The sequence below is a fragment of the Jannaschia marina genome (assembly GCF_013404595.1).
In the GTDB taxonomy this organism is placed as follows: domain Bacteria; phylum Pseudomonadota; class Alphaproteobacteria; order Rhodobacterales; family Rhodobacteraceae; genus Jannaschia; species Jannaschia marina.
Genome location: NZ_JABVAX010000024.1, coordinates 1 through 19,948 on the forward strand (window position 1 = coordinate 1; position 19,948 = coordinate 19,948).

The following is a 19,948-nucleotide window of genomic DNA, read 5'->3' on the forward strand; positions in this document are numbered from 1 at the left end:
AGTTGCGGGTTTCACGGAAGGTCTCGCGGATAATTTCGAACCCGAGGGCGTCAGTGTAGAATGCTTTTGAACGGGTATAATCGCTAGCAATGATGGCGATGTGATGGAAACGGAGAGCCACTATACTCTTTACCTTTCAAACACGTGTTCGACCGTATCGGCTACTTATTCATTGGACCAAGTTGCTCTCCGATGAGAACCCACTTGCCTTTTGCTCGAACAAGAACCGCAGTGCCACGGCCTGAGCCTGAGGCATCTTTGCCACTAATGTAACCTGCCCAATAGTAGTCGAACATGTATGCGGCGGTATCAGAGCTTTCCGCCAACCAGCGAATGTTTTCCATCCGGTAGCTCTCTCCCTCGATGGACGCAAAATTCCTCTCATAAGCCGCTTGAATCGCAAGTTTTCCCTCAAAAAGGGAGCCATCGGAAAAGACAATTCTGGCGTCCTCTCCGATCAACGGCCCGACTTCGTTCCAATCTTGCGTTCCGAGCGCGGCTTCATAATCCTTGATGAAATTGGCAGCTGACACTTCGTATCCCTTCCGGTTCTATCAATATCTCACAGGGCATCGGCGGCGCCGAGCAACGGACAAAGCGTCATCCTAGCCAAAATTCCACGGCGCGTGCTCTTCGAACAACCTGCAAAACTGTCCGCTAACGAACGTCAATTTGCAGATGGGGTTGACCATTGCTTGTACGTTCGATCGAAAAAGCCTTTGGCCCGACTACGCCTCGTATTCGCCGACGCTGGTTCGAAAACGCATCCGATGTGACAACATCGATCGCCTGCTCAAGCTGCAGCACCAGTTTGAACCAGCCTGGTCGAAGCGCAGATACGGAAGTCACATGGGCGGAGAAGCGCTGAGACAGGTAGGTTCCTGTTACACGGTCTCCAACGTTCCAAGCCATGGGTCGGTCTTTGCCGATAGCGGCGAACATCGAATTCCAATCTCGAAACCCATGCTGATGCGCCACGCGTTCCAAGGACTGCGCATGCCCGATCTTGGAACCGCTTTTGGACATCTTGGAGCGTAGCTGCTTGGCCTTCTCTTTGGCTTCAATCAACGACGGTGGTTGCGTGTTCATTGGACGACCCGCTGCTCTGTGTGGAAGAGACCCCATTTCAATGCCGTCCCTTTTGATGAATACCACAAGACAACTGCGGTAAGGGCCAGCATCAACACTTCCGCGGTTGGACCAGCATACCAAATGCCGACCTCGCCGAAAACGATCGGCAACAAAAATGTGAGCGGAATGGCGAGAGCATAGGGTTTGGTCAACCCCAACAGCGCGGCCTTCCTAGCTGCTCCGATTGCCTGAAAATAGGTCGCGATTATCATCAGTGGACCCATCAAGAAAAACACGCAGGTCATGATCGGCAAGATCCTTGTGACCTCTGCAATTGCGGCAGGATCTTCGACAAACGCACTTCCAATTTGGCCCGGAGCGCTCATGACGATCACCTGCACTACGATGCAGTAGACGAATGACGCCCAAAGAGCCGCCTGCAAGCTTTTGTCTGACCGTAACCACAGTTGAGCCCCGTAGTTGTTGCCGGTGATGGTTTGCATGGCAAACGACAGTCCAAGCAACGGTAAGAAGGCAAAGGTGATGACACGAGTGATGATACCGTATGCAGTCACGGTGTCCGCATAGCCCGATTTCCCGACCCATTACAGTGCCGCGATAATCGCGGCTGAACCAAGCGCAAGCCCAATGAAATTCAGGCTTTGTGGAGCACCCAGAGCAAGTATTTGTCCCCAATTCGCGCGCAAAGAATGCGACAACAGAGTCGAAGGGCGCAACGGCGTTTCACCGAAGAAGCGAAATGCGAAAATGATAGAAAATGCCAGTGCTTGCGCTGCCGCAGTACCGTATGCCGATCCGGCAACGCCCATATCGAGCACTGCTATCAAAACATAGTTGAAGACGATGTTTGCGGTCGAGACCAACAAACTCATTGCCGCCATGAATCCGACGCGCCCTTCATTACGCAGCGCGTCGGAGTTCACTGACAGCACAAACAGAAAAGGCGAGGAGAACACTGTAATTGACAGGTAGATCAATCCCATCTCAGCAAGTGTTTCGCTCCCCCCGGCAGCCAACAATGTGACTGGCCGACCAAACAGCACAAACAACACGACTAGGACAAAGCCCAAACCGATCGCTAGACCGTGCGCACCAGCAAAAGTGGCGCGAGCTTCATCGATGTCGTTCGCGCCAAGTGACCGTGCCAGAATGCTCGACATGCCGTTCGCGACAAGTGTCGAGAGTGCAACGATCAGCATGTAAATTGGGAACATCAAGGTTACGGCGGCCAGGGCGTCGGGACCAACATAGATACCAAGAAAAAGAACATCCGCGACGGACAGCAGCCCGTTCATACCCATCACAAAGATGATCGGTAGCGCGGTCTTCAAATAGATGACGTTAATCGGTCCATCGGTGAATGTATTAGGGGTCGCATTACTCATATCCCATATCGCTCCAGCCGTATCGCGCAGCTTGAGATGGGATCCGCGTTGCCATCCGCGCGAAAAGCGGAATGAAGTCGATTGAGACGCAAATTCGTAGAACTTCACCAAGACGAACGTCAGCGGAAGGCAGGTGTCTACGACCTGAGCATCGGATAGTGGTGAACCTCCGGGCAGTCAAGCGACTTAGCGTGACTTCGAAGTTTGCCGCCGACGTTCAAACTCATAATTCAACATAGTAGGTCTTACGCCATATCGGCGTGTTGTGGGTATCGCGCTCCAGCGCAAAGCGCGCCTGCCTATAATTTTGCTTATGCATGGCCAAAAAAATCAAATGACCGCTTGCAATTGTAATGCTCCCCAAGAGAGTTGGGCCCGCCCCGAACCTAATAAGATGACAAAAGAGATCAGATACCGAGGGCTTGATATACCCCTGCAATTTTCTTCACGGCGATTGAATAGGCCGCAGTCCTGAGATCCGGAATGTTACGCTCTTCGTTCCAAAGGCGAGACATCTCTGCATAGGCGGATCGCATCTTTTCATCTAGACCCGAGCGCACCAGATCGATCTCGCGAGCGCCATCCATAAAACTTTGGACTGTGTCCGCAGGAAAGCTGTTGCCTGTCATTTTCTCGATCGAGCCGGCAAGCGCTCGGTTCGTCTTTTCTTCGCGCCTGCGCTCCATCAGTCCGAAGGGAATGTGTGTAATGTTTTTCACCCACTCGAAGTAGCTGACAGTAACGCCGCCGGCATTGGCGAAGAGGTCGGGAATTATGACCACCCCCCTCTTCTGAAGAAGTCTATCGGCATCGAACGTCACAGGACCATTGGCAGCTTCTACGATCAAACGTGCTTTGATCTGGTGGGCATTGTCCGAATGAATGGCACCTTCAAGAGCCGCAGGAATTAGGATTTCACAATCGTCTTCCAGGGCCGTTGCGCCGTCAGCGTCATATTCACCTCCCGTAAAGCCCTGCAAACCGCCTGTTTTGCTGAGGTGTTCTTTCAGAGCCTGAATGTCTAGCCCATCAGTATTTCGAATAGCCCCGTCCCGTTCGATGACGGTTACAATGCGACATCCATCTTCCTCGCTAAGGAACTTCGCCGCATGGAATCCGACGTTGCCGAGGCCTTGGACAATGACTGATTTGTCTGCCAACTCTCCAGAGAGACCGGACCGTGCAAGATCGCGCTCGTTCCGAAAATATTCCTGAATGGCATATTGAACCCCGCGCCCAGTTGCTTCGATCCGGCCTTCAATTCCGCCAGCTGCTAGCGGTTTGCCGGTGACACAGGCCATCGCGTTGATGTTGTCTGGCTTCAGGCGACGATACTCATCTGCGATCCAGATCATAGTCAGTTCGTTGGTGCCGACATCTGGTGCAGGAACGTTCTGACTGGGGCTAAGGAAATCGTGGCGTGCCAGTTCTTGGGTGAAACGACGTGTGATGCGCTCAAGTTCATGCTGTTCCCAATCGCCTGGGTCAATCTTCAATGCCCCCTTCGAGCCACCAAAAGGAACATCCATGAGAGCGCATTTGTAGCTCATCAATGCTGCTAACGCTTCAACCTCTTCGATATTGGCAGTGGGAGAGTAACGAATACCGCCTTTCGCTGGACTGGGCTGGTTCGAATGAACCGCTCGCCAGCCTTCAAAAGTGTGCATTTGCCCACGCAAGCGAACGCCGAACCGGATGATATAGGTCATGTTGCAGACGCCGATCTTCCGGGCGAGGCCCTCTTCGAGAGAGAGTAGATCAGCAGCCTGGTCAAACATCCGGTTTACATCATCAAGAAAGCCACGCTTTTCAGGCATCATATCGTCCAGTCAAAAAAACCGGCGAACGATCGGGAGGAACCGTCCGCCGGGGCAGGTGTCGCAACCTCAGGGGAGTGAGGAAGTCACGACAGGGAGGTAACAGAAAGTACCCATCGTTTGGTCGAAAGCACCACTGATCATCGATGACCTTCTCCGTTCGACATTAACGAGCTCCGGATCGTCGCTGCGGTAATGATAACTTCGACTTTCAACACATCGCGGGCGAGACGAGCTTCTCCACAAGCGCGGGCAGGGGCAAATCCTTCGGGGACCCATGCATCCCAGACCTCGTTCATTTCGGCGAAGTCGGCCATATCCGAAAGCCAGATAATCGCCTGTAGGATGTGTTTGCGGTCGGAACCCGCTTTCTTGAGAAGATCATCAACACGGGAAAGGCAGTCGCTCGTCTGTTCCGCAACGGTTTCGCCATCTCCAATCTGGCCGCAGAGATAGACCAGACCATTATGCTTCACGATCCGGCTCATGCGCTGCTTGGTATCGATCCTTTCGATCATGGAAATCCTTCTTCGTTCTAGTCTTGAGCGATTGCCGGAGCGGCAAACCTACTTGGGTGGAAAGCATCGAGCTTCGGGTCGTGGGCTGCGCCAAGAATCCGGTTAACGAAAAGGTCGGCGTGGATCGGGGCGAGGGTGATGCCCGAGTGACAGGCCGCAGCGCTGGCGTTTTCACCAAAATCGTAGATCGGCGCACCGTCTGGTGTCATGACGCGTAGTCCCGCCCAGTGGCGGACCACGTTCATGTTTTTCAGCATTGGCGTGATGCGCAAAGCATTTCGTGCGAGCTTGGCAGCTGCCGAAAGCGATGTACCTTCATCGAAATCGACATCCTCCTTGGTCGCTCCGACAAGGAAAGTGCCGTCAGCGGTCTGGCGCAGGGTACTGGCGGGCAGCCCCATAACTTTTGGCATTCGCTGACTGACAAGAACCTGACCCCTCTGGGGGCGCACAGGCACGTCCAGACCAAGCTGCTTCGCGATCGCTTTGGCACCGAGGCCAGACGCCACGACCACGTGGCCGGCCCACATATCGCCCGCCTCGGTCGAAAGCTGCCATCCGGAGCCGTTTTTGTCTTGTACCGATTTGACCTTCGCGTTCCAGTGGATCGAACCGCCGAGATTTTCTACGGCCTGAAGCAAGAGCGCGTGAAGGCGAAGTGGGTTCACACATCCATCGCGCCAGCAAAAACTCGCCCCGGAAACCTCTTCACCCAGTTCAAAATCTGGCATCATGCGCTGGACTTCCGCGCGGTCGATCATCTCAATGTCATCTCCATCTGCACCGCGTTCGTTGTGCAGGCGATTGAGAAGATTTTTTCGCTCCTGAAAACCGTCCTCGCCGAAGGTGAAAGCTAGACCGCCATTGCGCTCATAGGCGAGCGAGTTGTTGGTATCGCAGGCTGCATCCGCTAATTCGCGGGCAAACTCCTGCCACGCGTCAGAGGAGATACGTGTAAGCGTCTGGTATTCGGGAACGCCAGGACCTTTGCCCTGCACCCAGACCAGACCGAAATTCGCGCCACTCGCGCGCGGATCGGTCTTTGCGCCATCGAGAAGGATCACGGAATGGCCCCGTTTGAGCAGGCCATAGGCAATACTTGCGCCGACGACGCCTGCTCCAACCACCGCAAATTCCGCTGATTTTGTCATGAAGACCCTCTCTCCTGTGAGCTTGACAGTAGGAACCACACCGCAGAATGTAAAAGCACAAAGATCGCGGCTTATATTCCGGAAGGTTATGGTGTGAGGAAACCCTCTCTGAGGCAGTTGGAGGCATTCAAGGCCTTTGTCGAAAACGGCAGTGTCTCGAAAGCCGCTGATGCGCTCTATGTCTCGCAACCTGCGGTCAGTAAACTGCTCAACAATTTCGAGTTGGATATCGGCATGGAGCTTATTGACCGCAGCTCGAACCGGCCTGTCGTGACCGAGCGCGGTATGCGCGTCTATGAAGAAATCGACCGTATCCTGTCAGGGGTTGATCAAATCGGCCAAGCAATTGCGGCGATCCGTGCAAAGGAGCGCAGCCAGATTACGGTGGGGGTCATGCCTGGGTTCCCGCCAAGCCTTTTGTCACGTGCTGCGCAGATTGTCCGTCAGGATCACCCTGACATCAGCATCTCTTTCATCGTGCGCAGCTCGGAGTTCATTTCCCACGGTATCTTGTCTCGGAAAATGGATCTGGGGATCATCGCCCGCGAGTTGGACCACCCTCAGGTGCAAACCAATCTCTTTCTGGATCAAGAGATGGTGGCAGTCATGCGGCCCGATCATGCTCTTGCGGAACGCGATGTGGTCGACATCTCCGACCTTCAAGGCCAGAATTTCATATCGTTCACATCGGGCAGCGTATCGCGGCAGATGATGGACAAGGCACTTGAGGCCGCTCGGATCGAACCGGATACCGTCTTGCAGGCGACGACAGCGCCGAATTGCTGCGCCTTTGTCGCCGATGGGCTTGGCCTCAGTGTCATGTCACCAATCTTTGCGGAACATAGTCATGACCGTTTAACGTTCCGCCCCTTTACGCCGACGCTTCGCGTACAAGTCCAATCGGTCCGTCCCGTAGACGGACGCGAACGGCGCAGCACCGATCTGGTGCTCAGCGCCCTTGAGGCGGCTCGTGATGAGAAAACATCTGCGCGCGCAAAGCTGTAAGATCGCCTGTCCGCAAGTCTTCCATCGCCGATACCAGATCAGCCTGCGTCGCTTTGGACAGACTGGCTTCCGTCACTGCCACGAGCTTGTCAGAACGACGAGACCAATCCGGTCTGTCGTCCGCTTCGCCACTCGGCGTGGTGACGGGGCTTATCAACTCGCCATCCTTTGTCCGGATCGTCACGCGAACCAATGTCTTGCTTGGGAATTCGGCTTCAAACTCGTCGCAGACTGACACCTTCACCCGACGCGCGACCGCTTCCGCGTCCTTGTTGCCAAGATCGCTGACGTTCATCGTTGCAAGGCACCCCAGTCCTTTGAGCGCCACGAGGCCAATGCAATAGGGTATCGAGTATTGCGCATCGACAACCGTCAGCGGCTCATGGAGGTTCGGTATGCGCAAGGCACCGCTATAGGCTTCGACCGAGACCTCGCGCAGATCTTTCCATGTTAGATCGTGTTCTGCCATCAGTTGAGCGACAGCCTCGACAGGCCCATGAACATGGCGACAGGCTGCGTGAAACTTGGTGTAGCTTTCGCAGACCATCGGTCGGTCACGCTCGGCCAGTATATCATCCACATCGAAGAAAGGGGCATGATCAACCAGATCGAGCGGCCCCGTCATACCCGCCTTGGCCAATGGCACGGCGGCCATGCCGGTAACAACGCCCCACGGAATGCCTTCTTTTACATCCGTTCCATTAGGCTGCGGCCAAGCGGGCGGGGCTGTTGTAGTTGCCATATGCGGCCCCGTTTCCGCTCCGATTGCAAGTGCATGGGCGAACTTGCGGGTAGAGAGCTTGCGGAGACTGCCTACGGCAGCAGCAGCAGCAATCCCCGCCCAGAACCCGGTCCTGGCATAGAAGCTCTTGGCCCCGGCGATACGCAAAGCGACCTCATAGCCGACTGCGACCGCGCGCAGGACAGAGGTATCTGTGACAGATTTTCTGTCGGCGGAAAGTTGGTCGAGCTCTGCGAATACAGCCGGGACGACAGCGGCACCCGGGTGGCCGCGCGACGCCCTGTGACCATCATCGAGATCAAGCGCGGCCGAGGTCATGGCATTCGCAAAACCAGCACCGATCGCAGAGGCGGTTTTTCCGGTGAACCAGATCGCGGAATGCCCCACGCCATAGGCATCCTGTACGGGTTTCGCAAATGCGAACCGCGGAGCTGCAGCGGAGGCTGTCACCGTGTCCGCAATAGCTTCGATCGCACCCATTCGTGCGTCGTCGGTTAATTCGAACGATGTGGCGATCCGGGCTAGTTCCGGGAAGGCGGTGCCTACGGTTCCGGGTTGTGACATGCGAACATCCGCTGATCAGTCGTGCCTTCGAGTTTCGGTGCTTCCTTACGGCAGATGTCGGTGGCGCGCGGGCAGCGCGGATGAAACGCGCACCCTGAGGGTGGATTTGCCGGCGACGGGATTTCGCCTTCAAGTAGCGCAAGTGACTGTCGCTTCGACACGTCCGGGATTGGGGCCGCGTCTCTGAGGGATTTGGTATAGGGATGCTTCGGATTGGTCAGAAGCTCGGCCACCGGCCCGCTTTCAACGACACTTCCGAGATACATCACCAGCACCCGGTCGCAGAAATTGCGCACCACGCCAAGATCATGGGTAATGAACAGATAGCTCAGCCCGCGCTCTTTCTGGATACCACGCATCAACAGCAGCACTTGAGCCTGCACCGACACATCAAGTGCAGACACCGCTTCATCAGCGATGACCAGATCGGGTTCGAGGATCAGCGCTCGCGCGATTGCGATACGCTGGCGCTGACCGCCGGAAAACTCATGCGGATACTTGTCCGCCGCAGAGATCGGCATTCCGACCTCTTTCAGTACCGCATGAATGCGGGGCAGGGCATCCTTGAACCGCACCCCCTCATGCACCCAAAGCGGCTCCGCCAGAGTTTTGCCGATGGTGCGTTTTCCGTTCAGCGAGGAATAGGGATCCTGAAAGATCATCTGGATACGGCTGCGCATCTCACGTTTCGATTTTGCATCGAGCGCTGTCAGGTCGGTATCATCGAACAAGACTGAGCCCGTGGTTGGCGTGATCAGATCAAGGACGCAGCGGGCCAGCGTTGATTTTCCGCAACCGGATTCACCTACGACACCGACAGTTTCGCCCTCGCCGATGGTGAAAGACACGTCGCGCAGGGCTGTGACTGCGTATTCCGCCTGCATAAACTTCTTCGACCCAAAGGTTTTTCCGAGACCTTCAACAACAAGCAGATCATTCATGCCGCGCCCTCCCGTGCCCAACAGGCCACGGAATGCGGGCCGGGGCTAAGTTTTGGTGTGACGCGACAAGCACGGTGTTCCTCTGCGCAGCGCGGACTAAAGCGGCATCCGTCCGGCATGGCCTGGATCGGGGGCACTTGACCAGAAATGGGAGAAAGCTCGAAGGCTGCATCAGCACGGGGAACCGTGCGCAAAAGCGCTTGCGTGTAGGGATGAGATGGCGCGTCGAAGATCGCTTCGACCGGACCGGTTTCCACCATTTCGCCCGCATACATCACGGCCACCCGGTCAGCGACATTCGCTACGACACCAAGATCATGTGTGATCATCACGATAGAGAGACCCTGTTCCTTTCGAATGTCTTCTAGGAGGGCTAATACCTGCGCTTGAATCGTCACATCGAGCGCGGTTGTAGGCTCGTCTGCGATGAGGATCTCCGGGCGGCAAGCCAGACCGATGGCGATCATGACGCGTTGACGCATCCCGCCGGATAATTCGTGGGGATACTGACCCAACCGTTTTTGCGCATCCGGAATACGAACAAGATCGAGCAGGTTGCGGGCTTCCCTCCGCGCCGCCGACCAACTCATACCTTTGTGCAAGACTAGTGGTTCGGCAATTTGTTCACCGACGGTGAGCACCGGGTTGAGCGAAGTCATCGGCTCCTGAAAGATCATGGCAATTCGACTGCCGCGCACGTCCTCCAACTCGCGTTCGCTTAGCGACAACATGTTGCGTTCGCCGAACATCACGCTGCCGCCAAGCTTTGCGCTATCAGGCAGAAGCTTCATAAGAGACATGGCCGTGATGCTTTTTCCGCAGCCGGACTCACCCACGATACACAAGGTTTCGTTGGGCATGATGTCAAAGGAAATGCCGTTGACGGCACGACACCATTCATCGTCGATTTTGAAGGAGATCGAGAGGTCTTCGATCTGCATGAGTGGAGAGGTCATAGTCTTAGTCTCTCAGCTTTGGATCAATGGCGTCGCGCAGACCGTCGCCAACGAGGTTGAGGGACAGAACGACCAGAAGGACGGCAAAGCCCGGATAGATCGACACGTAAGGCGCATCGAGAATGTTGTTGAACCCATCGCGGATCATCGTACCAAGCGTCGGAGTAGGGGGCGCGACACCAAGACCAATGAATGACAGATAGGCCTCGATCCGGATGGCATAGGCCGCCCAGAGCGACGCAAGTACGACCACTTCGCCCATGATGTTTGGAGCGATATGAATGCTCATGATCCGCGTGTCTGAATACCCAAGAGCACGCGCAGCTTCGACAAACTCACGTTCTTTCAGGGCAATCGTCGGTGCGCGGGCGACACGCGCGAACTTCGGCAGGATCGTCACGGTAATAGCCAGCACAATGTTGATGAAGTTGGCTCCGAGGACCGCCACGATGAAGAGGCCAGTGATCAGCGTCGGGAAAGCCAAAAGCATGTCCATGCAACGCATAATGACCGTATCGATCCATCCGCCGCGATATCCGGCAATGATGCCAAGAGCACATCCAAGGACCATGGCGAGCGCTGTCGAGGTTAAGCCGATCAAAAGCGAAACGCGCAGACCGTATAGGATCCGGGAGAAGGTATCGCGACCAAACTTGTCGGTGCCGAGCGGATATTCCGCCGAGCGGTCCTGAAGACGGTCCACGATGTTCTGTGCCAGAGGATCATGCGGAGCGATCAGCGGGGCGAAGACGGCTGCCAGCAGGATCAGCACGAACATGACAAGGCCGAAGGTCGAGAGCTTGTTTTTCCGGGCGAGACGCAGCAGCGAGGCAGCGGTCGAGCGGGTCTCGGAGGCGGGGGGTGTTGTATCCACAGTTGTCATTTTAATTTCACTCTCGGATCGACCAGCGCGTAGCAGATGTCCGTCAGAAGGTTTACGATCACGATCATCAGGGCGGAGACCACCATCAGACCTTGGAGCGTCGTGTAGTCGCGCTGGTTCAGCGACAGAACGATCAGCTTGCCCAGACCTGGCCGGTTGAAGATGATCTCCGTCAGAACCGCGTTGCCGATCAACAATCCGAAATAGAGGCCGACAACCGTGACGATGGGTATGAGCGCGTTGCGAAGCGCGTGGTGCCAGATCAACCGGCGACCAGGTGCGCCTTTCGCACGGGCGGTGCGGATATAGTCTTCGCCGAGAACATCGAGCATGGCCGAGCGTGCGCTGCGCATGATATAGGCCACCATGATCAGACCGAGGCTAAGGGCGGGAAGGATCAGGTTGTAGATTCTATCCCAAAGACCGCCGGATGTCGGGGTCGAGATAACCGGAAAGATGCGCCATTCGATGGATAGCCAGAGTATGAGCAGAATTGCCGTCAGAAAGGCCGGAAAGCTCAGCCCCAGCAACGAGACCACACGAAAGAAGTAGTCGAGCCAGCCATTACGCCAGAGCGCTGAGATGATGCCAAGCGGCACACCAATGATTACCCCGAAGAAAATCGCACCAAATGCGAGTTCAAGGGTGAAAGGTAGCACCTCGCCAATTGACTCTGTGACGGGTGTTCCTGTCACCATCGACGTACCAAGGCTCCCGCTGAATAGACCTTTCAAAAAGTCCCAGTATTGAACGATCATCGGGTCATTGAGTCCCATACGTTCACGAAAGGCGTTCAAGGCTTCTTGAGACGCATTGTCGCCAAGAATAGCCAGAGCAGGATCGCCCGGTGCGATGCGGATCATGACGAACACGATTGTCAAAATCCCGAACAGGGTCGGGATCGTGCTCAGAAGCCGCTGAATGATATATCTGGCCACGAAAAGCCCTCCCCAAGTTGGTGAAGGCGGCAGGACCGCCTTCACCGGATTTTAAGCTTATTCCGAAAGTGTCGTCTGTTCGGTGATCACCGGACCAAGCGACAGGGAACCTTCCAGCTCATAGCCGAGGTCAACTTCGGGAGCGCGCGCCCAGACCTGCAATAGCTCGAAAAGCGGGATCGAGCAGACCTCTGTCACGAGAAGCTGCTGTGCCTCGCTCCAAAGCTCTTGCTGACGCTCAGGGTTAGGCTCGGAGCGGGCCGCCACGATCTGTTCGTCCGCCAGCGAGCAGTGCGAAAAGTTTGTCACGGCCGTCGGCGTATTCACGATGCTGTCGGAGTGGTAGAACTGCGTGAGATAGGTATCTGCCACCGGGAAACGGGCCGCGCCGTAGAGCACGAGCGGGCTGACATCATCACGAATGGCTGCGTGCCAGGCCGAATGCTCCATCACTTCGAATTCGAGATTGATGCCGACTTGAGACAGTTGCGCTTGGATCACCTGCATTGGACCGAAAAGCGATGCGCGCTCCGTGATTGCGATCGGCACGGTCACACCGTCTGGATACCCGGCTTCTGCCAGCAACTCGCGGGCACGGTCCTGATCATAGGGCAGGAAGTCGATATCGGACTCGTGGCCGATGTAACCATCAGGAACAGGCGCTTCATTTCCGCGCGCAACCACATCACCGGCGAAGGCGATCAGCTCTTCGCGGTTGATCGCATGGGCTAGTGCTTGACGGACACGAATGTCGTCAAAAGGCTCAGCAGTCGTGTTGACGTGCAGCGTGCGCAGCTCACCTGGCTCGAACACATCGACTGCAATCTCACCGCCGCTGGTTGTGTTTTCGACCCAACGATTTTCGCGCTCGCCTTCGATCATGTGTAACTCGCCGGTCTGGAAAGCCAGATCGCGCGCGCTTGTCTCGGAGATGTATCGGATCGTGATCGCATCGAGCTGCGGTGCACCGCGGAAGTAGCCTTCATGCGCGGTCAGGCGTACGAACTGACCCTCGGCTAGCTCACCAAAGGCAAACGGGCCGGTTCCGACCGGATTGGTTGCGAAGTTTTCACCCAGCTCTTCCGCCGCACGGGCAGAGACGATGTTACCGCCGTGATAGTTGGCGACGACGCCGAGCAGGCTCGGGATTCCTTCGGAAAGCGTGATGCGCACTGTGTAGTCATCGACGGCCTCGACGGATTCAAAGGCGCGGTAGTCCGACGCAACGCTGGACCGATCCGGGTCAGCAGCACGGTTCAGCGAGTAGACCACATCTTCGGCGGTCATTTCACCGTAGTCACCGTGGAACTGCACGCCCTGGCGCAGCGTGAAAGTCCAGACAAGGCCATCTTCGGACGTTTCCCAGCTTTCTGCCAGATCAGGCTCAATCGCGTCTGAAGACATGGAGCCGGGTGCGAAACGCACGAGACCATTGAAAACCATCGCGAAGACAACTTTGTCTTCTGTGCGAGTCGAGACATGCGGGTCGAGTTGACCGGCACTTTGCGCCGCAACGGCCATTGTGAGCTCCTGCGCCTGCGTGATTGTTGGCAGGGTTAGGGCACTGGTCGCAAGAAGCGCCGCCGCCATGGTTGATTTTACGAATTTCATTTTTTCCTCCACTGTTGATGCGAGGTTAGCAGACCCAAGCGGGCACTTAACGTCAAATACCGATTAGCCCTATTAGGATTACCAAAGGTTATACTGATTGCATATAACCTTTTTGCATACGACCAGCACTAATCGAATCTTCAAATAATACGAAGGGTCTGGCAGGTTCTTACGAAAGGACTAGAGCAATGCCGATAGAGATTCATATTGATGGCGAACCCTGCGCTGCGGAAGCTGACGAGCTTCTTGCAAGCGTCTTATTGCGCCAGCCAGTGCCGATTTTCCGCAAACATCCCGTTGATGGCTCGCCGAGAGCTGCGTTCTGCATGATGGGGGTTTGTTTCGAGTGTCTCGTTGAAATCGATGGCGTTCCCAACCAACAAGCATGTGTCGTTAAGGTTCGCGATGGGATGCAAATCAATCGAGGACTGTCATGATTGATCTTCTCATTGTAGGCGCGGGCCCCGCTGGAATGTCTGCCGCAATAGAAGCTGCCCGACTTGGGAAGAGACCCGTCATAGTAGACAATCGACCGGAGCCCGGAGGAAACATCTACGCGTTCCTGGGCAGCAATCAGACATCGCGTCCGCATCGTTTGACGATTTTTGGCCCTGATTATGCGAAGGGCGCAAAGCTGTTGAAAGCCTTCACGAATGAAGTCGAGGCCGACAATATCTCATATCATCCGTCTACGCGCCTCTGGCGTCTGGATGCGGATGGTGGGTTTGCTTTTGACGGACCCAAAAGTTCAAAGGCTGGACATGCAAAAAAGGTAATCCTGGCAACAGGCGCGCAGGAACGCCCGATGCCGCTGCCAGGCTGGACGCTCCCCGGCGTGATGGGTGTCGGTGCCGCACAAATCCAGATGAAGTCGGGAGGTGATTTGCCGGCAGGCAAAATTGTCATCATCGGCACTGGACCGCTTCCACTTCTTTTAGCCGAACAGCTTGCGGTCGCAGGCCGTCCCGTCCATGCCATGATTGAGCCGGCAGGTTCATCACAGCTCTTGGCGTCCGCTCCTGAGGTTATGGGGGCTGCCGCTGCGCCAAAGATCGCGATGAAAGGTCTCGGCCTGCTGGCGAAACGTCTTTTTCGTCGCACACCTGTCTGGCGCAATGCGCATGATATTGCAATTCAAGGGACCGATCGTGCGACGGGCGTGCGGTTTGAGACCAGCAAAGTTGTTGATATCGAAGCCTCCACTGTGCTTATCCATGACGGGATCGTGCCAAACCTCAATCCCATTCGCGCAGCTGACCTCAACATCGTCTATTCCGAGCAACAACAAACCTGGCACGCGACGGGTAGCGATGTAATCGAAGTTGCGGGTGATGGTGCGGGCATACTAGGGGTCAACGCAGCGATTATTTCTGGCCGTATGGCCGCCCGCAGGGCGTGTGGCGAGACGGTATCAAAGTCAGATCGTCGCGGCATGACCCGCCAAAAGGCGTTCCGCAAGTTCATTGACCGGGCGTATCCGCCGGTTCAGACGGCAAAAGCTGCGACGTCGGAAACTGTTCTCTGCCGTTGTGAAATGGTCCGCGCTTCAGCCGTAACCGACGCCATTGAGACGCACGGGACCGACCCAAACGCAATCAAACGCGCGCTTCGTATCGGTATGGGCCCATGTCAAGGTCGCCTGTGTAGCCATTCTCTCGCAGATTTTGCGGCTAGCAGTACGAACAGTACGAGTGATCAAATCGGCTTGCCGCGCGCGCGCAACCCGGTACTTCCAGTGAGTTTTGCAGCACTTGCGAAGCTCGACCAATAGAAGCACGTCGACGTTTTTCGCACAGAGTTCTGGGACCAATTACAATCTGTCAGATTTGCACGTCTATTTGGCATACATAGCAATCAGGCCAGTTCAAACTTTACATAATATACCTTATGCGAATAAGAACAAAAATCGAACATTGCGCCCTGCCGAACTCAAAATTCGTACTTCATTCCGGCATTCCTGCACAGCTGCGAATGGCTACTGTGAGCCCAAAATCACCGATGCTGCGCCTTGCATCAACGTCTGTTTTGTAAAATTGCATTGACTCATAGCTTTGTAACGATGTATCAAAAAAAACTATGACTGATCGACTTGAACAATCCAAAGCCCTCGCAAGTGATGTACGGCTCTCCATTCTCAGTTGGCTTGCGGAACCTGACGTACATTTTTCACATCAGGTTACGGGCAAACCGTCCGAGATCGGCGTCTGCGTCACTCTGCTGACCGAAAAACTGGATATGGCGCAACCAACTGTGAGTCGCCATTTGGAACTGCTACGACGGGCTGGTTTCTTGTCGGTAAACAAAATTGGACGCTGGTCATTTTTTGAGCGTAACGAAGCGGCGATCGTGGACTTCAAAGGATGGATCAATGACCATCTTTGAACAGGCCGATGCAGCGCTACTACCGGGCTTCAAGCGTCAGTGGGTCGATGTTGCTGACGGGAAAGTGCTTGCATTAGTGGCTGGCACGGGCCCTGCGTTGCTGATGCTGCATGGCGATCCGCAGACACATCTATGCTGGCATCATTTAGCCCCCAAATTGACGGATCGTTTTTCAGTTGTCCTGACGGACATCCGTGGGCGCGGTGAAACGCACAAGCCTGGCCATGACCCTAGTGCCAACGCGTATACCAAGCGCAAAATGGCGCAGGAACAATTGGATGTCATGCGCGCACTCGGGCACGAGACTTTCGCGCTTGTCGCGCATGATCGTGGCGCGCGCGTGGCCCGAAGACTCGCGCTGGATCACCCCGAGGCCGTTACACGGCTCATCGTGATGGACGTCATTCCTGCGCTGGATTTCTACGAACAGTCGAATGCGCAGATTGCGCAGGATTACTTTTACTTCTCATTTTTGACCCAAGACCATCCGGTACCCGAGAGACTGATCGCCGGAGACCCTGTCGGGTTTCTGCGTCTGATCCTGTTGGGCCTGTCTGACAAAGTGGTGCGATACGATGACTTGGCTTTGGAGGCATATCTCACCTCCAACCAGACGCCGGAGGCGATCACGGCTATGTGCGAGTGTTTCCGCGCAGGTTTCCACATTGATAGACAGCATGATCAGGCGGATCGCGACATCGGCAGAATGATCCAATGTCCGACACTGGTTATGTGGGGTGAACGGGGGGTCGTGGGGCGGCACTTTGATGTTGAAGGCGTCTGGCGTGGGTGGTGCGATCATCCACAATTCGCGCCAATGCCGTCAGGCCATTTTATTCCAGAGGAAGCTCCAGATGACGCGCTGGCGGCTCTGAATAGCTTTCTAAGTATTGCAGCATAACGAGGTGTCTAGTGTCGAAAACCTTTATTACTTGCGCTGTTACAGGGGCCGGTGACGGCCCCAAACGCAGCACCCATGTACCGGTGACACCCGGTGAAATTGCGGTATCGGCACTCGCTGCTGCGGATGCGGGGGCGGCCATCGTTCATCTACACGTTCGTGATCCTGACACCGGCGAAGGGTCGCGCGATGATGATCTTTATGCGCAGGTGGTCGAACGGATCAGGGATCAGAACAAGCAGGTCATCATCAATTTGACCGCTGGCATGGGCGGAGACGCTGTTTTCGGAACGGATGACCCCCTCCCTTTGCTAGAGGGGACAGACTTAGTGGGGCCATCAATCCGCTTGTCCCATGTGGACAAGCTGCGCCCCGAAATCTGCACGCTCGATTGCGGGTCATACAACGTGGGCAACAGCAACCTCGTCTATATCAGCACCTCTGAATATATTCGCCTGGGGGCCGAAGACATTCGACGGCTCGGCGTCAGACCAGAACTGGAAGTCTTCGATCTCGGCCATCTGCGTTACGCACTGAAGCTGTTGCAGGATGGCGTCTTTCATGCGCCCGCAATGATCCAGTTCTGTCTTGGTGTCCCTTATGGAGCACCAGCGGACACGACGGCCATGAAGGCAATGGCTGACATGGTGCGCGACCATGATGTGATTTGGTCAGCCTTTGGCGTCGGGCGTGACCAACTTAGAATGGTGGCTCAGGCTGTTCTGCTTGGCGGGCATGTTCGGGTTGGCCTTGAAGACAATCTCTATCTCAAACGTGGCGTTCCTGCGCGAAACGAACAACTGGTTTCCAAAGCATCGAACATTATCAACACACTTGGTGGTGAGGTCATGTCACCCTCTGAGGCCCGCGAACTTCTTGGACTGAAGACCGCATGACACAACGGGTGATCATAACGGCAGGTGCAGGTGGTATTGGCCTGAATATGGCACGCCACTTCACTGCGCAGGGTGCTGCGGTCGCGATTTGCGATGTTGATGAAGCATCTGTCGCGTTTGTCGCGGATGAATTTGCCTTTGCCGAAGTGTGCGATGTACGGGATGCGCATACGGTAGAGTTATTCGTCGCGGAATCCATCAAACGGATGGGGGGATTGACGACGGTTGTCGCAAACGCTGGTACAGCAGGACCAACCGCCAATCTCGAAGATGTTTCCCCCGACGACTGGTCAGAGACCATCGCCGTGAACCTCACCGGACAGTATACGCTTTTGAGGGCAACCATCCCCCATCTGAAAGCGCAAAACCACGGTACAGTTATTCTGATGTCCTCCGCTGCCGGGCGATTGGGTTTGCCCATGCGCAGCCCATACGCGGCGGCGAAATGGGGCGTTGTCGGGCTGAAAGAAACGCTCGCGATGGAACTAGGTCCATGCGGTATTTCTGTGAATGCTATTCTGCCGGGGTCAGTTTCGGGGCCACGTATGGATGCAGTCCTGTCTGACAAAGCGAGCGCCGTGAATATCTCTGTCGATGAGGCCCGCAGGACGGAGGTCGCCAATGTCTCAATGCAGCGCATGATTGATCCACAAGAGATATCCGAGCTTGCGTGGTTTCTGGCGTCACCCGCCGCACGTTCGATTTCCGGTCAGTCGGTTGGACTTTGCGGCAATTTTGAAACCCTGCGTTAGGAACGCCTTATGACATCCAAAAGACCTCTCGTTCTTGATCATATAACGGTTGTGGCCCGTACGCTTGATGAGGGCGCGGCCCATATCAAAACCATGTTGGGGATCGACATGCCCGCAGGCGGCGCACATCCAGCCATGGGAACGCACAATCGGCTGCTGTCTCTGGGCGATACGATGTTCCTGGAACTCATAGCCGTTGATCCACAAGCGCAGGCACCGGATCGTCCAAGATGGTTTGATCTTGATCGCTTCGATGCTTCGCCCGTCCTTGGGACATGGGTGCTTGCAACCGACGACATAACCACTACCCTTTCTGAAGCGCATCCATCGAGTGGCAAGACGACACCCATCACACGCGGCGAGCTGAACTGGCTCATCTCTGTTCCGGACGACGGCTCTATGCCTCTCGACGGCGCATTTCCCACTTTGATCGAATGGCCCAAAGGGGCGCACCCCGCATCCCGTATGACCGATCTTGGATGCAGATTGCACGCGCTGTCTATTCGCCATCCAGAGGCAGACACGATTGAGCGGCTGATCGGAGACCGCATTGATCACAACTCAATAACAATCTGCACAGGCCCGATGCTGCTTACTGCGGAAATTGATACACCACAGGAACGAAGGATTTTGACATGACGGCGGCTGGAGACATGAGAACATTGGGCCTTATCGGGGGCATGAGCTGGGAATCCACAGCGCTTTATTAGGCGGGCCTCAATCGTGGTGTCGCAGCACGGATGGGCAATTTGCATTCAGCACCGCTGCTCATGGCCAGCGTTGATTTCCAACGCATCGTTGACCACCAGCTTGCAGGTCGTTGGCATCAAGCCGGAGAAGAACTGGCCGATATCGCAAAGCGTCTCGAAGATGCAGGTGCAGAGGCCATCGCACTGGCGGTAAACACAATGCACAAAGTCGCTGATCCGATCCATGATGTTGTAGCTGTCCCGTTTCTGGATATCAGAGAGGCTGTCGCAGCAGCTCTCAAACAATCTGACGCGAAACGTGCTGTCCTTTTGGGAACAAACTACGTCGCGAAAGAGGATTATTACTTCGGGCAAATTGCCAATGAGCTCAGGGGGAAAGTAGAGCTTTCAATTCTACCGGATGAAGAACAGAGCTTCGTCCATGACGTGATTTACAATGAGCTGTCAAAAGGGAGCGTCAGCGGGGCATCGCGCATGCGGATTGCAGACGCTATAAAATCAGTCATTTCCCAGGATCAGATCGACGCTGTTGCGCTGGCCTGCACCGAGCTGCCGATGTTGAATTTAGAAGACCTGCTTGGGGGCGTGCCCGTCGCGGATTCGACGAGCGTTCATATCAAAGCCTGCGTCGATTTCATTGTTCGAGATGTTTGATAAACGAAAGCAGTCGTCCGGCGGCTTCGCTCGGACGGCCGTTTTGTCCG

General features: G+C 55.5%; 22 protein-coding genes and 1 pseudogene. 9 read left to right on the forward strand and 14 right to left on the reverse strand.

Translation table 11 applies throughout. The annotated features are described in order from the left end of the window. From HSX43_RS19885 to HSX43_RS18935, 8 genes are all read right to left on the reverse strand, one after another. On the reverse strand, positions 1–121 hold a 121-nt coding region (locus HSX43_RS19885; RefSeq protein WP_179381705.1), incomplete at its 3' end, for a VOC family protein. Between the two features lie 40 nt (positions 122–161). Next, a complete protein-coding gene (locus HSX43_RS18910; protein ID WP_179381706.1) occupies positions 162–533 on the reverse strand; it encodes a YybH family protein in 372 nt (123 codons plus the stop codon). 124 nt (positions 534–657) lie between these two features. Beyond that, positions 658–1,089 carry a glyoxalase superfamily protein gene (locus tag HSX43_RS18915; RefSeq protein WP_179381707.1) on the reverse strand — a complete coding sequence of 144 codons (432 nt, stop codon included), beginning with the start codon at positions 1,087–1,089 and terminating at the stop codon, positions 658–660. Continuing rightward, complete coding sequence (locus tag HSX43_RS19735) at positions 1,086–1,646, reverse strand: MATE family efflux transporter (protein WP_328795548.1); 561 nt, start codon at positions 1,644–1,646, stop codon at positions 1,086–1,088. Before HSX43_RS19735 ends, HSX43_RS18915 begins: the two co-directional genes overlap by 4 nt. 30 nt (positions 1,647–1,676) lie before the next feature. Then, positions 1,677–2,585: an MATE family efflux transporter gene (locus HSX43_RS19740; RefSeq protein ID WP_328795549.1), complete on the reverse strand. Its 909-nt coding sequence runs from the start codon at positions 2,583–2,585 to the stop codon at positions 1,677–1,679. A 299-nt stretch (positions 2,586–2,884) separates the two neighbouring features. Further along, a complete protein-coding gene (locus HSX43_RS18925) occupies positions 2,885–4,294 on the reverse strand; it encodes a Glu/Leu/Phe/Val family dehydrogenase (protein WP_179381708.1) in 1,410 nt (469 codons plus the stop codon). Positions 4,295–4,434: 140 nt separating this feature from the next. Then, positions 4,435–4,812, reverse strand: coding sequence for a RidA family protein (locus tag HSX43_RS18930; protein ID WP_179381709.1), 378 nt, complete (start codon positions 4,810–4,812; stop codon positions 4,435–4,437). A 17-nt stretch (positions 4,813–4,829) separates the two neighbouring features. After that, positions 4,830–5,963 carry an NAD(P)/FAD-dependent oxidoreductase gene (locus HSX43_RS18935; protein WP_179381710.1) on the reverse strand — a complete coding sequence of 378 codons (1,134 nt, stop codon included), beginning with the start codon at positions 5,961–5,963 and terminating at the stop codon, positions 4,830–4,832. 117 nt (positions 5,964–6,080) lie between these two features. Between HSX43_RS18935 and HSX43_RS18940 the strand changes: the two genes are divergently transcribed. Continuing rightward, positions 6,081–6,968, forward strand: coding sequence for a LysR substrate-binding domain-containing protein (locus HSX43_RS18940; protein WP_179381711.1), 888 nt, complete (start codon positions 6,081–6,083; stop codon positions 6,966–6,968). On the opposite strand, the gene HSX43_RS18945 is transcribed toward HSX43_RS18940, so the two are convergent. From HSX43_RS18945 to HSX43_RS18970, 6 genes are read right to left on the reverse strand one after another with little or no spacing between them, the layout of a single operon-like run. Next, a complete protein-coding gene (locus tag HSX43_RS18945; RefSeq protein ID WP_268884099.1) occupies positions 6,913–8,274 on the reverse strand; it encodes an MmgE/PrpD family protein in 1,362 nt (453 codons plus the stop codon). The two genes, HSX43_RS18940 and HSX43_RS18945, sit on opposite strands and share 56 nt — an antisense overlap. Continuing rightward, positions 8,253–9,215 carry an ABC transporter ATP-binding protein gene (locus HSX43_RS18950; protein ID WP_179381713.1) on the reverse strand — a complete coding sequence of 321 codons (963 nt, stop codon included), beginning with the start codon at positions 9,213–9,215 and terminating at the stop codon, positions 8,253–8,255. Before HSX43_RS18950 ends, HSX43_RS18945 begins: the two co-directional genes overlap by 22 nt. Beyond that, complete coding sequence (locus tag HSX43_RS18955; RefSeq protein ID WP_235962774.1) at positions 9,212–10,156, reverse strand: ABC transporter ATP-binding protein; 945 nt, start codon at positions 10,154–10,156, stop codon at positions 9,212–9,214. The genes HSX43_RS18950 and HSX43_RS18955 overlap by 4 nt, the downstream gene beginning before the upstream one ends. Positions 10,157–10,175: 19 nt before the next feature. Then, positions 10,176–11,054 (reverse strand): ABC transporter permease, encoded by an 879-nt coding sequence (locus tag HSX43_RS18960; RefSeq protein ID WP_179381715.1) that lies wholly within the window; start codon positions 11,052–11,054, stop codon positions 10,176–10,178. Next, positions 11,051–11,992: an ABC transporter permease gene (locus tag HSX43_RS18965; protein ID WP_179381716.1), complete on the reverse strand. Its 942-nt coding sequence runs from the start codon at positions 11,990–11,992 to the stop codon at positions 11,051–11,053. The genes HSX43_RS18960 and HSX43_RS18965 overlap by 4 nt, the downstream gene beginning before the upstream one ends. 57 nt (positions 11,993–12,049) lie before the next feature. Continuing rightward, a complete protein-coding gene (locus tag HSX43_RS18970) occupies positions 12,050–13,603 on the reverse strand; it encodes an ABC transporter substrate-binding protein (RefSeq protein WP_179381717.1) in 1,554 nt (517 codons plus the stop codon). 188 nt (positions 13,604–13,791) lie between these two features. Here HSX43_RS18970 and HSX43_RS18975 point away from each other — a divergent pair, with 188 nt between their 5' ends. The 8 genes and pseudogenes from HSX43_RS18975 to HSX43_RS19010 all read left to right on the forward strand — a co-directional run. Further along, positions 13,792–14,040: a (2Fe-2S)-binding protein gene (locus HSX43_RS18975; RefSeq protein ID WP_179381718.1), complete on the forward strand. Its 249-nt coding sequence runs from the start codon at positions 13,792–13,794 to the stop codon at positions 14,038–14,040. Next, positions 14,037–15,374 carry an NAD(P)/FAD-dependent oxidoreductase gene (locus tag HSX43_RS18980; RefSeq protein ID WP_179381719.1) on the forward strand — a complete coding sequence of 446 codons (1,338 nt, stop codon included), beginning with the start codon at positions 14,037–14,039 and terminating at the stop codon, positions 15,372–15,374. Before HSX43_RS18975 ends, HSX43_RS18980 begins: the two co-directional genes overlap by 4 nt. 305 nt (positions 15,375–15,679) lie before the next feature. Next, entirely contained in the window at positions 15,680–15,985 is a 306-nt protein-coding gene (locus HSX43_RS18985; RefSeq protein ID WP_179381720.1) for an ArsR/SmtB family transcription factor, read from the forward strand. Then, positions 15,972–16,886, forward strand: a complete 915-nt coding sequence (locus HSX43_RS18990) for an alpha/beta fold hydrolase (RefSeq protein ID WP_179381721.1) — start codon at positions 15,972–15,974, stop codon at positions 16,884–16,886. The genes HSX43_RS18985 and HSX43_RS18990 overlap by 14 nt, the downstream gene beginning before the upstream one ends. An 11-nt stretch (positions 16,887–16,897) precedes the next feature. Further along, positions 16,898–17,782, forward strand: coding sequence for a BKACE family enzyme (locus HSX43_RS18995; RefSeq protein WP_179381722.1), 885 nt, complete (start codon positions 16,898–16,900; stop codon positions 17,780–17,782). Further along, complete coding sequence (locus HSX43_RS19000) at positions 17,779–18,534, forward strand: SDR family oxidoreductase (RefSeq protein WP_179381723.1); 756 nt, start codon at positions 17,779–17,781, stop codon at positions 18,532–18,534. The genes HSX43_RS18995 and HSX43_RS19000 overlap by 4 nt, the downstream gene beginning before the upstream one ends. A 9-nt stretch (positions 18,535–18,543) precedes the next feature. Then, positions 18,544–19,173 carry a VOC family protein gene (locus tag HSX43_RS19005; protein ID WP_179381724.1) on the forward strand — a complete coding sequence of 210 codons (630 nt, stop codon included), beginning with the start codon at positions 18,544–18,546 and terminating at the stop codon, positions 19,171–19,173. An 89-nt stretch (positions 19,174–19,262) separates the two neighbouring features. Beyond that, positions 19,263–19,898, forward strand: a pseudogene (locus tag HSX43_RS19010) (aspartate/glutamate racemase family protein); the annotation flags it as partial. Between the last annotated feature and the right edge of the window lie 50 nt (positions 19,899–19,948).

What these genes read in the sequence shown, in the direction of transcription:
- HSX43_RS18915 (WP_179381707.1), bottom strand. Translation starts at nt 1,089, where the DNA reads ATGAACACGCAACCACCGTCGTTGATTGAAGCCAAAGAGAAGGCCAAG.
- HSX43_RS18925 (WP_179381708.1), bottom strand. Translation starts at nt 4,294, where the DNA reads ATGCCTGAAAAGCGTGGCTTTCTTGATGATGTAAACCGGATGTTTGAC.
- HSX43_RS18930 (WP_179381709.1), bottom strand. Translation starts at nt 4,812, where the DNA reads ATGATCGAAAGGATCGATACCAAGCAGCGCATGAGCCGGATCGTGAAG.
- HSX43_RS18935 (WP_179381710.1), bottom strand. Translation starts at nt 5,963, where the DNA reads ATGACAAAATCAGCGGAATTTGCGGTGGTTGGAGCAGGCGTCGTCGGC.
- HSX43_RS18945 (WP_268884099.1), bottom strand. Translation starts at nt 8,274, where the DNA reads ATGTCACAACCCGGAACCGTAGGCACCGCCTTCCCGGAACTAGCCCGG.
- HSX43_RS18950 (WP_179381713.1), bottom strand. Translation starts at nt 9,215, where the DNA reads ATGAATGATCTGCTTGTTGTTGAAGGTCTCGGAAAAACCTTTGGGTCG.
- HSX43_RS18955 (WP_235962774.1), bottom strand. Translation starts at nt 10,156, where the DNA reads ATGCAGATCGAAGACCTCTCGATCTCCTTCAAAATCGACGATGAATGG.
- HSX43_RS18960 (WP_179381715.1), bottom strand. Translation starts at nt 11,054, where the DNA reads ATGACAACTGTGGATACAACACCCCCCGCCTCCGAGACCCGCTCGACC.
- HSX43_RS18970 (WP_179381717.1), bottom strand. Translation starts at nt 13,603, where the DNA reads ATGAAATTCGTAAAATCAACCATGGCGGCGGCGCTTCTTGCGACCAGT.
- HSX43_RS18975 (WP_179381718.1), top strand. Translation starts at nt 13,792, where the DNA reads ATGCCGATAGAGATTCATATTGATGGCGAACCCTGCGCTGCGGAAGCT.
- HSX43_RS18980 (WP_179381719.1), top strand. Translation starts at nt 14,037, where the DNA reads ATGATTGATCTTCTCATTGTAGGCGCGGGCCCCGCTGGAATGTCTGCC.
- HSX43_RS18985 (WP_179381720.1), top strand. Translation starts at nt 15,680, where the DNA reads ATGACTGATCGACTTGAACAATCCAAAGCCCTCGCAAGTGATGTACGG.
- HSX43_RS18990 (WP_179381721.1), top strand. Translation starts at nt 15,972, where the DNA reads ATGACCATCTTTGAACAGGCCGATGCAGCGCTACTACCGGGCTTCAAG.
- HSX43_RS19000 (WP_179381723.1), top strand. Translation starts at nt 17,779, where the DNA reads ATGACACAACGGGTGATCATAACGGCAGGTGCAGGTGGTATTGGCCTG.
- HSX43_RS19005 (WP_179381724.1), top strand. Translation starts at nt 18,544, where the DNA reads ATGACATCCAAAAGACCTCTCGTTCTTGATCATATAACGGTTGTGGCC.